The organism is Streptomyces taklimakanensis, assembly GCF_009709575.1.
Taxonomy (GTDB): Bacteria; Actinomycetota; Actinomycetes; order Streptomycetales; family Streptomycetaceae; genus Streptomyces; species Streptomyces taklimakanensis.
In genome coordinates this window covers 4,580,783-4,592,020 of sequence record NZ_WIXO01000001.1, presented here as the reverse complement: position 1 = coordinate 4,592,020, position 11,238 = coordinate 4,580,783, and the positions used below count along the sequence as shown (strand labels likewise).

The 11,238-nt window shown below is 71.5% G+C and carries 8 protein-coding genes; 3 read left to right on the top strand and 5 right to left on the bottom strand.

Annotation, left to right across the window (positions count from 1 at the left end; all coding sequences use genetic code 11):
• The first annotated feature begins 13 nt into the window (after window positions 1–13).
• From F0L17_RS20335 to F0L17_RS20325, 3 genes are all read left to right on the top strand, one after another.
• Window positions 14–1,771: an NAD(P)/FAD-dependent oxidoreductase gene (locus tag F0L17_RS20335; protein ID WP_155072174.1), complete on the top strand. Its 1,758-nt coding sequence runs from the start codon at window positions 14–16 to the stop codon at window positions 1,769–1,771.
• A 44-nt stretch (window positions 1,772–1,815) separates the two neighbouring features.
• Window positions 1,816–3,483: an NAD(P)/FAD-dependent oxidoreductase gene (locus tag F0L17_RS20330; RefSeq protein WP_338018153.1), complete on the top strand. Its 1,668-nt coding sequence runs from the start codon at window positions 1,816–1,818 to the stop codon at window positions 3,481–3,483.
• A 130-nt stretch (window positions 3,484–3,613) separates the two neighbouring features.
• The gene (locus F0L17_RS20325; protein ID WP_155072172.1) at window positions 3,614–5,296 is read left to right on the top strand and encodes an NAD(P)/FAD-dependent oxidoreductase; all 1,683 of its coding nucleotides are present in this window, start codon (window positions 3,614–3,616) and stop codon (window positions 5,294–5,296) included.
• Between the two features lie 180 nt (window positions 5,297–5,476).
• On the opposite strand, the gene F0L17_RS20320 is transcribed toward F0L17_RS20325, so the two are convergent.
• From F0L17_RS20320 to F0L17_RS20300, 5 genes are all read right to left on the bottom strand, one after another.
• Window positions 5,477–5,989, bottom strand: a complete 513-nt coding sequence (locus tag F0L17_RS20320) for a flavin reductase family protein (RefSeq protein ID WP_155072171.1) — start codon at window positions 5,987–5,989, stop codon at window positions 5,477–5,479.
• Complete coding sequence (locus tag F0L17_RS20315) at window positions 5,989–7,452, bottom strand: amino acid adenylation domain-containing protein (protein WP_162466484.1); 1,464 nt, start codon at window positions 7,450–7,452, stop codon at window positions 5,989–5,991. Before F0L17_RS20315 ends, F0L17_RS20320 begins: the two co-directional genes overlap by 1 nt.
• Window positions 7,449–8,600 carry an acyl-CoA dehydrogenase family protein gene (locus F0L17_RS20310; protein WP_162466483.1) on the bottom strand — a complete coding sequence of 384 codons (1,152 nt, stop codon included), beginning with the start codon at window positions 8,598–8,600 and terminating at the stop codon, window positions 7,449–7,451. The genes F0L17_RS20315 and F0L17_RS20310 overlap by 4 nt, the downstream gene beginning before the upstream one ends.
• 22 nt (window positions 8,601–8,622) lie before the next feature.
• Complete coding sequence (locus tag F0L17_RS20305) at window positions 8,623–9,954, bottom strand: cation:proton antiporter (RefSeq protein WP_338018152.1); 1,332 nt, start codon at window positions 9,952–9,954, stop codon at window positions 8,623–8,625.
• A 167-nt stretch (window positions 9,955–10,121) separates the two neighbouring features.
• Window positions 10,122–11,234, bottom strand: coding sequence for an ABC transporter permease (locus F0L17_RS20300; RefSeq protein WP_155072170.1), 1,113 nt, complete (start codon window positions 11,232–11,234; stop codon window positions 10,122–10,124).
• Between the last annotated feature and the right edge of the window lie 4 nt (window positions 11,235–11,238).

Sequence of the window (11,238 nt, the reverse complement as noted above, 5' to 3'; positions counted from 1 at the left end):
AGGAGGAAGGGCTATGCCCCGCACATCACACACGACCGACCCCGCCTCCGTCCGCGGCGACCGGCCGCGGTACGACGTGGCCGTACTGGGCTCCGGGCTGGCGGGCTCCACGCTGGCCGCCTGCCTGGCCCGCAACGGCGCCAAGGTGCTGATCCTGGACGCGGGATCGCACCCGCGGTTCGCGATCGGCGAGTCCACCATCCCGTACACCTCGATGATGATGCGGCTGGTGAGCGAGCGGTACGGGGTGCCGGAGATCAAGTGGCTGACCACGTTCGAGAGCACCCAGGCGAAGATCTCCACCAACTGCGGGGTGAAGCGCAACTTCGGCTTCCTCTACCACCGGGAGGGCGCCAAGCAGAATCCGCTGGAGACCAGTGAGTTCCCGATCCCGAAGATCACCCACACCGAGAACCACTTCTACCGGCAGGACACCGACGCCTGGATGCTGAGCGTCGCGGTCAAGTACGGGGCCGAGGTCAAGCAGCAGACCAGGGTCCAGGACGTGGAGATCGACGACGACGGGGTGACCGTGATCCCCGAGCACGGGGATCCGGTGCGCGCGAAGTTCGTGGTCGACGCCAGCGGGTTCCGCTCGCCCCTCGCGCAGAAGTTCGACCTGCGCGAGGAGCCCAGCCGGCTGCGCCACCACTCCCGGTCGCTGTTCACCCACATGGTGGGCGTGAAGCCCTACGAGGCGACGGTGCCCAAGGGCGTCCACGACAACCCCAGCCCCTGGAGCGAGGGCACGCTGCACCACATGTTCCACGGCGGCTGGATGTGGGTCATCCCCTTCGACAACCATCCGCGCGCCACCAACCCCCTGTGCAGCGTCGGCCTCAACCTCGACCCGCGCATCCACCCCAAGCCCGACTGCCCGCCGGAGGAGGAGTTCCGCCGCTTCATCGCCAAGTACCCCGACATCGCGCCGCAGTTCGAGGGCGCCAGGGCGGTCCGCGACTGGGTGAGCACCGGACGGCTGCAGTACTCCTCGAAACAGACCGTCGGCTACCGCTGGTGCCTGACCTCGCACGCCGCCGGCTTCGTGGACGCGCTGTTCTCCCGCGGCCTGTCCAACACCATGGAGATCATCCACGCGCTGGGCTGGCGCCTGCTGGACGCGATCAAGGACGACGACTTCTCCCCCGAGCGCTTCGCCTACGTGCAGGAACTGGAGCAGGGGCTGCTGGACTTCAACGACGACCTGGTGGCCAACGCCTACACCTCGTTCCAGAGCTGGCACCTGTGGAACGCGTGGTTCCGGGTGTGGTCCCTGGGGCAGATCCTGGCCACCTTCGAGATCAACCGCGCCTACGCCCGCTTCCTGGACCGCCACGATCCGGCGGTGCTCGCCCGACTGGAACGCCAGGCGCCGGACGGCGCCATCCCCGACTACGCGCCGGCCCGCGAACTGCTCAAGAAGGTCGGCGAGCTCACCCAGTCCGTCCAGGCCGGGGACGCCGACCCCCGCGCGGTGGCCGACGAGATACTGCAGCGGCTGCGCGCCGCCGACTTCGTACCGCCGGCCTTCGGACTGGCCGACCCCGACAACCACTGGACCGACGCCTCCACCCTGAAGGTCCTCAGCACCCTCAAGTGGGCGAAGAAGACCGCGCCGGTGGAGATCGGCGACCTGGTCTACGAGGGCCTGACGCTGTTCATCCGCAAGCGGTTCGACCGCGAGGAGTTCGACCTCAAGGAGGAGGCCAAGCACATCGTCGCCCGCTGGCCCCTGGTCGGGAAGCCGCTGCGAGTCCCCCTCCCCAAGTGACACCGGCCATGCCACCCGACAGCTACGGACCCCTAGGAGAAACCGTGCACGACCAGCGGGAAGCCCAGGCAACCCTCTACGACGTCGCGATCCTCGGCTCGGGCATCGCCGGTTCCATGCTCGGCGCCATCCTGGCCCGCAACGGCGCCAAGGTGCTGCTCGTCGACGCCGGCGCCCACCCCAAGTTCGCCATCGGCGAGTCGACCATCCCCTACACCCTCGTGGCGCTGCGCACCATCGCCGAGCGCTACGACGTCCCCGAGATCAAGACGCTCGCCACCTTCACCAACAGCACCAAGGTGCTCGGGCCCAAGTTCGGCGTGAAGAAGCACTTCGGCTTCCTGCTGCACCACGAAGGCCGTCCGCAGGACCCGCGGGAGGTCAACCAGTTCGACACCCCCGGACTCCTGCACGAGGCCAGCCACCTGTACCGACAGGACACCGACGCCTACATGTTCCACGCCGCGGTGCGGTACGGGTGCACGCCGCGGCAGAACTTCCGCGTCTCCGACATCGAGTTCGACGGCAGCGGGGTGACGCTCGGTTCGGCCTCCGGTGAGGAGTACCGGGCCCGGTACGTGGTGGACGCCGGCGGCTACCGCTCCCCGCTGGCCGAGAAGTTCGGGCTGCGCGAGGACCCGTGCCGCTTCAAGCACCACTCCCGCTCGATCTGGAACCACATGGTCGGCGTGCCGCCGACCGACGACCTCTTCGACCACTCGCCCGAGAACACCCCGCCGGTCCCCTGGTACGAGGGGACCGTGCACCACATGTTCCAGCGCGGCTGGTTCTGGGTCATCGGCTTCGACAACCACCCCGCGTCCAGGAACCCGCTGTGCAGCGTGGGCCTGACCCTCGACCCGCGTCGCTACCCCAAGGCCGCCGACATGAGCCCGGAGGAGGAGTTCCACCACCACGCCCGGCGCTTCCCCGACGTGGCGCGGCAGTACGAGGGCGCGCGCCCGATGCGCGAGTGGGTCTCCACCGACCGCCTGCAGTACTCCTCCCGGCAGTGCGCCGGCGACCGGTGGTTCCTGCTGTCCCACGCGGCCGGCTTCATCGACCCGTTGTTCTCCCGCGGCCTGTCCAACACCGCCGAGGCGCTCAACACGCTCTCCTGGCGCCTGTTGAGGGCCATCAAGGACGACGACTTCTCGCGGGAGCGGTTCGACTACGTCGACCGCCTGCAACAGGGGCTCTTCGACTACAACGACTCCCTGGTCAACTCGGCGTTCATCTCCTGGGACGACTACGACCTGTGGACCGCGGTCTTCCGGATCTGGGCCTGGGGCGCCAACGCCGGCACCTTCCACCTCCAGTCGGCCCTGACCCGGTTCATGAAGGACGGCCGCGACGAGCACTTCGTCCGGGCCGAGGACGTCCCCTACCCGGGGCTCTACTGGCCCGACCACGAGGGCTACAAGACCCTGTACGACGAGATGGTCGAGCAGTGCGAGGCGTACGAGGCCGGCAAGGTCACCGCCCGGGAGGCCGCCGACGGCCTCTACGACCACATGGCCAGGGCCTCCTACGTGCCCAAGCACTTCGGCTTCGCCGAGCGCAGCCAGCGCTTCCTGCACCCCACGCCCAAGGTCCTCTCGCGCACCATCCGGTGGGCGCGGAAGGAGGGGGACCCCGCGGTGCGGCGGCTGATGTTCAGCACCGGTCGGGAGGCGCTCAAGGCCAAGGCCAAGGGACGGCGCATCTTCTGACCGGCCGCCGGGAGCGGCTCGGAGGGAGACGGTCCCGGCGACCGGCGCGGCGGGGTCGGTGGAGGCACCGGCCCCGCCGCGCCGGTGGAGCGTGGCGCGCGGACGCGGCCACGGGGAAGGACTACAGACGATGAGAACGCGAAATTCCGCTGGAGCGACGGCCCGGGACCGCGCCCGACCGGCCGACCCGGCCGACCTGTACGACGTCGCCGTCCTGGGCGGCACCCTCTCGGCCGGGTTGCTGGGCACCGTCCTGGCCCGCCAGGGGCTGCGGGTGCTGCTGGTCGGAGCCCCGCGCGACCACACCGAACCGTCCGGGGAGACCACCGTGCCCTACACGGCCGAGGTGTTCCTGCTGCTCGCCAAGCGCTTCGAGGTGCCCGAGATCGCCGCCTTCGGCCTCTTCCCGGACCTGCCGGCGCAGGTGCGGCGCAGCAGCGGCGTCAAGCGCAGCCTCGGGTTCCTGTACCACCGTCCCGACCTGCCGCAGGACCCGGCCGAGAGCATCCAGTTCAACGTGCCGGGCGAGCACGCCGAGTGGCACCTGTACCGGCCCGTCGTCGACGCCTACGCCCGGACGCTGGCGGGTCGCTACGGCGCCGCCGTGGTGCCGCCGGACACCACCGCGGCGGACGCCTGGACGGAGGAGCGGCACGGGTGTGTGCGCACCACCGACGGCAGGGTCTACCGGGCCCGGTACCTGGTCGACTGCATGGGTGCCGGCTCGCCGCTGCTGCGCCGGCACGGCGGAGACGACCCGCGGCCGCGGCTGGGCCACCGCTCGGCGGTGTACACCGCCCACATGCGGGGCGTCACACCGTTCGAGGAGGTCAGGCCGCTGGAAGGCTACGCCAGGGCGACGCCCTGGTCGCACGGCACCGTCCACCACCTCTTCGAGGACGGTTGGCTGCAGCTGGTGCGCTTCGACAACCACCGGGAGAACCGGGACGGCGTCACCGGTGTGACCCTCAGCATCGACCCCGAGCGGGCCGCGGACCTGCCCGACGACCCCGAGCGGGCGTTCCGGGCGGTGATCGAGCGCTATCCCGATCTGGCCCGACAGTTCTCCGGGGCCTCGACCGTGCGGCCCTGGCGCACGGAGCCGCTGTGGCAGCGGACCGCCGCGACCACCTTCGGGGAGCGCTGGTTCGCCCTGGAGCGGACCGCGTCCCGCAACGACATGTTCCTCTCCCGGGACGTGACGACGGGTGTCGAGCTGGTTCACGCGCTCGCCTCGGTCCTCGTCCCGGCCGTGCGGCGTGACGACTGGTCCACCGAGCCCTTCGCCCGGATCGCCGACTTCCAGGAGGCGCTGGTCTCCTACAACGACCGGCTGCTGCGGGCCGCCCGCACCGCCTGCCGGGACTTCCGGCTGTGGAACGCCTTCTCCCGGGTGTGGCTGTTGTGGCAGATCCTGGCCGACCTGTCGCTGAAGCGGGCCCGGCTGGACTGCGAGCACGGTCCGGACCGGGACTGGTCCGCGGTCGAGGAGTTCGACCTGGGCGGCATCTGGTTCCGGGTACCCGAGGGGCTGCGGGAGCTGATCGACCGGTCCCTGCGCCTCATCGGCGACGTGGCCGAGGGCAGGAGCGAGGCCGAAGCCGCCGCCGACGCCGTCTTCGCGCTGCTGCGCCGGGAGCCCTTCGTGCCCCCGCTCTACGACTTCGGCGACCCGAAGGCGCGGGTGTACCACTTCACGCTCCCCAAGCGCCTGCGGATGCTGTGGTGGGTCAAGACCAAGGCGCCCTCCGACTTCCGCAGGCTGCTCACCCGGGACAACGTCACGTCGGTGACGTCCGCGACCAGCCGCTGAACCACCCACCGAACCATCCGGGGCCCGGGCGGGCGGACGTGAAGCGTCCGCCCGCCCGGGCCCCGGCACGTGGCGTGCGGCTCGCGGTCGTGGTGCTCGGCGCGTGGGGTGCGGTGGACCCGAACGGACGGCACGCGCGGCCGGGTGCGACCGCGCGTGCCGTCCGGGTCCGCCCGGCGGCTACAGCAGGCGGGCGTACCCGCCGCGCCAGTAGGCGAGCGGCAGCCGGTCCTGCTCGGCGCCGCCCCCGATCACCCGGCCGAGCAGCAGGGTGTGGTCGCCGGCCGGAACGGCCTCGTGCAGCTCGCACTCCGCATGGGCCACGGTGTTGTGCAGCAGGGGCATCCCGGACGCCTCGCCCGGCCTCCAGCGGACCCGGGCGAACTTGTCCACGGCGCGCGAGGCGAACAGCTGGGAGACCTCGCGACCGCGGGAGTCGAGCACGTTCACCGCGAACCTGCCGCACTCCCGGATCGCCCGCAGGGTCGAGCTGTGGCTGCTGACACCGGACGTCAGCAGGGGCGGATCGGCCGAGACGCTGCAGAAGGCCGAACAGGTGAACCCCCGCGGCCGCCCCTCGGCGTCGCAGGTGGTGACGATGGTGACACCGCTCGCGAAGGAGCCCATCACCTTCCGGAACGTCTGTGGGTCGACCGACGGCAGTCGCTCGGTCGCCGTCTCGGGCACGGTCATCACAGCTCACCCGCCTCGATCGCCGCGGTCAGGGACGTCCGGTCGAGTTTTCCGTTGGCGGTCCGTGGCAGGTCGTCACAGAGGTGGAGCCTGTCGATGATCATGTAGGTGGGCAGCCTTTCCGCGCAGCAGCGCTTGACGTCGAGCAGGGACGGCCGGTGCCCGGGCACGGGCACGACGGCGGCGTGCAGTTCGGTCTCCAGCCCCGCCCCGGTCACGACCACGGCGGCGTCGGAGACGGAGTCGAGCGCGCTCACGGCGCACTCGATCTCGCCCAGTTCCACGCGGTGTCCGCGGATCTTGACCATGCGGTCCCGACGACCGACGTAGACGAGCTGTCCGTCCGCGTCCCGCCGGGCGATGTCCCCGGTGCGGTACGGCCCGCGCTGGGGCTCCCGGCCCCAGTAACCGAGCATCACGGTGGGACCGCTCACCACGATCTCCCCCTCGCCCTCGGGGTCGAGCGCCACCCGGTCCCCGGAACACGCGGTGCCGATCGGCAGCGCGCCGGTGCGCCGCAGGTCCGCGTCGGTGACCTCGTAGGAGGTGCACACGTTGGTCTCGGTGGGGCCGTACCAGTTGAGCAGCCGGACGGTGGGCCGGCGCGACCGGAGGGCCTGCACGTGGTGCAGGGGGAACGGTTCCCCGGCGAACACGCACGCCCGCAGGTCCGGCAGCGGCTCGTCGTCCAGCAGCCCCCCGTCCCGGATCATCAGGCTCAGCGCCGAGGGCACCGAGTACCACACGCTGATCCTCCGCTCCCGCAGGAAACCGACCAACTGTGCCGGGGCGTAGGCCAGTTCCTCGGGCACCGGGTGGACCGACGCGCCGGCGCGGAAGGCGGCGTACAGGTCGAAGACGGACAGGTCGAAGTTGAACGGAGCGTGGTTGGCCAGCCGGTCCCCGGGGCCGATCTCCAGGTGGCGGGCGGCCCAGTCGACGAAGGAGAGGGCGTTGCGGTGGCTGATGCACACGCCCTTCGGCGTTCCGGTGGATCCGGAGGTGTAGAGGATGTAGGCGGGGTCGTCGGGCTCGTTGTCGTGGTGCGCGGGCCGCGCCCCTCGCAAAGCGGTGCTCAGCAGTTCCTCGAAGGTGCACAGTTCGACGTCCGCCCACCGGGCGGTGTGCGCCCGGTGGGCGGCCTCCTCGTCGGCCACCACCAGGACGGGGGCGGCGTCGTCGCAGATCCGGGTGAGGCGGGCCGGCGGGTTGGCTCCGGTCACCGGTACGTAGACGGCACCCACCCGCAGAGCGGCCTGCATGACCGCCACGGCGTGGACGCTCTTCCGGCTCCAGACCAGCACCCGGTCCCCCGGGCGGACCCCGCGGGACGACAGGGCCGCGGCGTGGCGGTCCGCCAGGAGGTCCAGCTCCTCGTAGGTGACCGGCCCCTCCGGGCCGTGCACGGCGACGGCCCGCGGGTGACGCCCGGCCGAGTCGACGAGCAGGCGGTGCAGTCTCACAGACCCAGCTCCCTTGCTATGAGTTCCCTCTGGATGTCGGAGGTGCCGGAGAAGATGACGGAGGGCACGGTGTCGCGCAGCGCGGCCTCGATGCGGTCGGTGCTCAGGTAGCCGCGCCCCCCGAAGATCCGCACCGCGTCCAGGGCGCCGGCGAGCGCCGCCTCCGAGACGGCCAGTTTGGACAGGGCGATCGAGAGGGTGGCCGGGCGTCCCCGGTCCATCTCCCAGCAGGCCCGGTACAGCAGCAGCCGGGCGGCCTCCAGACGCAGCTTCATGTCGGCGATCCGGTGGGTGACGGCCTGGAAGCTCGCGAGCCTCCTGCCGAACTGCCGTCGTTCGCGCACCTGCTCGACGCACTTCTCCAGGATCCGGTCGGCCAGACCGAGGTAGCCGGCGAACAGGCAGGCACGTTCCCAGCCCATGGAGTGCTGGAAGATCGCCCCGCCCTGGCCGGGCTCGCCCAGCACCCGTTCGTCGGGGACGAAGCAGTCCTTCAGCCGCAGGGTGCCGGCCGGACACTGCGACAGCCCCATCTTCGCCATGGGCGGCCCCGGGAAGACCCCGTCGGCGGTGCGGTCGATCACGAACCCGGTGATGCCCAGGTGCCCGGCCGCCGGGTCGGTCGTGGCGTAGGTGACGTAGAGGTCGGCGGCGGGACCGTTGCTGACGAAGCTCTTCTCCCCGTCGAGCACCCATCCGCCGGCCGCCCTGCGGGCGGTCACCGCCAGCCGGGAGACGTCGGAGCCGGCCTCCGGCTCCGTCATCGCGTTGCCCGCGATCAGCTCGCCGGAGCACATTCCGGGCAGCACCCGCTCCCGCAGCTCCTCGCTCCCGAAGTCCACGACGGGCATCGCGCAGGCGAACAGGTGGGCGCTCGCGCCGAAGACCAGCCCGGTCCCGGGCAGCCCCCTTCCCAACGCCTCGATCTGGTGCGCGGTCTCCAGCGCACCGTACCCACCGCCCCCGTACCGGACCGGGACGGAGAGCCCCAGCAGCCCGAGCCGCCCCAGGCGCAGCCAGTCCGCGCGCTCGTAGTGCGCCTCAAACGAGGGGTCCGCACGGGAATCCGCGCAGGGGAAGGCCTCGCGTACGGCGGTGAGGGTCCGCTCGTACCGGGCCCGCTGTTCCTCGCTCCAGTCGAACTCCACGATCGTCTCTCCTCCGCGGTGGTCAGGCGGTGCGCTGCGGTGACAGCGCCTTCTCCAGGGGGGAGGCGTCCGGCGGTGCGTCGCCCGGCCTCCCGTCCGGTGTGCCGGGGGTGGTGCGGTCGAGCACCCTGGACAGCAGCGGTGCGGTCATGGCCGTGGTGACCAGGGCCATCATCACCAGCGTGGTGAACAGTTCGGTGTCCAGCAGGCCGATGCCCAGGCCGACGTTCAAGATGACCAGCTCGGTGAGTCCACGGGTGTTCATCAGCAGTCCCAGGGCCGTGGACTGCCGCCAGTCGAAGCCCGTCATCCGCGCCGGGAGCAGCACTCCGCCCAGCTTGCCCGCGCAGGCGACGGCGATGATCACAAGCATGTGCAGCGCTCCGGTGGCGGTGAGCGCCGTGAGGTCCACCGACAAGCCGGTCACCACGAAGAACACCGGGAGCAGGAGCTTGCTCAGCTGCTCGACGGGGCGCAGCACGGCGGTGTGGAGCGGCTCCCCCGGGGCCGTCCGCGGCATCATCAGGCCGAAGAAGAAGGCTCCGAAGATGGCGTGCAGGCCGATTTCGGAGGTGACGCAGGCCGAGGCGAGCGCACCCGCGGCGGCGAGCATCGTCGGCCAGGAGGTGCCGTGCGGGCCCAGTCGGCGGGCCGCGGCCGCCAGCAGCGGGCGGACGAGCCCCACCATCACGCCCACGTAGAGGGCGCCCCAGCCGACGATTCCCAGGAAACCCGCGGCGCCCGACGCGGTCAGCAGGGCGACCACGACCGCCAGCAGGCACCAGGCCAGGATGTCGTCCAGCGCCGCCAGGGCCAGCGCGACGGTCCCCACCCGGCTCGACTGCAGGCCCTTGTCGGAGATGATCCGGGCCAGGACGGGGAAAGCGGCGATGGACAGCGCCGTCCCGAAGAACAGGGCGAAGGCCGGGAAGCCGACCCGTTCGCCGTCGACGACGCCGTAGGAGTCGTAGAGCAGGGCGGCCAGCCCGAGGCCCATCACCATCGGGGTCAGCACCGAGCAGAGCCAGACGGCGCACGTCGAACGTCCCCGGCCGCGCAGCGACACGTGGTCGAACTCCCACCCGATGGTGAACATGAACAGCAGCAGCCCGACCTGGGCGACGACCCCGAGGTGGGGACGGACCGCGTCGGGGAAGACCAGTTGGGGCAGGTCTCCGGGCAGGAGGCCCAGCAGGCTGGGCCCCAGGCAGATACCGGCGGTGATCTCGCCAATCACCGCCGGCTGGCGGACCCGGCGTGCGAGCGAGGCGAAGGCCGCCGCCACCGCCAGGATCAGGGCCATGTCTCCCACGGCGGTGATGGCGATCCACTCGGCACTCTCTGGACTGCTCACTGCTTCTCCCCGTCGAGGCGACGTGCTGCGGATGGGTCGTGGAGACGGACGTGCCGGGACGTGAGCAGCTTCGGCGAGCCCGCTTGAGAGGGGGTCAAGCAGCGGTGTACGCGCGAAGGGCCGGGCGGGACCACGGTCCCGTCCGGCCCTTCGGGGCCTCCGCCCGGCTACTGGCCGTTGTTCCGGGGTGCGGCCTGCTCGCGCCGCCCGGCCCACGCCGCGGCGAGCACGCCGAGCAGAGCGGCCACGACGGCCCAGACCCACTGGCCGGCGGGGAAGGAGTCGGAGAACCGGTGCAGCACCGGGTTGGCCCACTCGAAGATCCGGGAGGCCGGCCACCACTCGGAGATGGCGCGCGCCACCGGAGGCATCCCGTCGACGCCCACGAACCCGCCGCAGACGAAGAAGGTGGCGATGGCCGTCAGGATGATCGGCGGCTGGACGGCCCGGTGCTCGCGCAGCACCTGGGCGAGCAGCACGCCCAGACCGGCCGCGGCGACCAGCACCGGCAGCATGAACAGCGCCACCAGCCCGAGGGCCGCCGGATCCGGGCGGAACCCGAAGAGCAGCAGTCCGGTCAGGAACGTCGGCAGTGCGCTCAGGTAGGCGACCGCGGTGGCGGTCAGCACGGTGCCCTGGGCCGCGGCGCCCGCTCCGCGCGGCGACATCAGCAGCTCCTTGCCGGTGCGCCCCTCGTGCTCCATCGCGAAGAGGTTCGCCGCCAGCAGGACGGCCCCGAGGAGGAGGGCCAGCAGGGTGAGGCTGCCCGCGATGTACGCGGACCGGGTCACGTCCTGCGGCTGCACGGTCCGCAGGTCGGCCGCGACGGTCATCGCGCCGCTCCGCTGGTCGTGGATGTTGAGCGCGTCCTCGACCCGCAGCCGCAGGTTCTTGGTGGCGTCGGTGTTGATGTTGTAGGTGGTGATCTCGACCCGGCCGGTGGTGTCGAAGTCCTCCGGGATCTCGACCAGGAGTTGCAGCCGGCCGTCGCGGATCATGCTCTCGGCCTTCTCCGGATCCGTCTCGATCGTCCGGAAGTAGGGCTCGACGTTGGAGCTCGACTCCTCGAAGGCGTCGAGGACCCGCGCCGACTGCTCGGTCTTGGCCCGGTCGACCATGCCGACCGGCCAGCTGTCCCCCCAGGCGCCGAAGAGGACCGCGCTCAGCACCATCACCACCAGCGGCACCAGGACTCCCTGGGCCACCAGGTCCGGACGGCGGCGCAGCAGGCGCGTGTTGCGCCGGTGGGTGGCGAGCGCCGCTCGGAGCGTCTCGTTCATGGGG

Coding starts and splice junctions, on each gene's coding strand:
- F0L17_RS20320 (WP_155072171.1), bottom strand. CDS start 5,989: ATGACCGTGCCCGAGACGGCGACCGAGCGACTGCCGTCGGTCGACCCA.
- F0L17_RS20300 (WP_155072170.1), bottom strand. CDS start 11,234: ATGAACGAGACGCTCCGAGCGGCGCTCGCCACCCACCGGCGCAACACG.
- F0L17_RS20335 (WP_155072174.1), top strand. CDS start 14: ATGCCCCGCACATCACACACGACCGACCCCGCCTCCGTCCGCGGCGAC.
- F0L17_RS20325 (WP_155072172.1), top strand. CDS start 3,614: ATGAGAACGCGAAATTCCGCTGGAGCGACGGCCCGGGACCGCGCCCGA.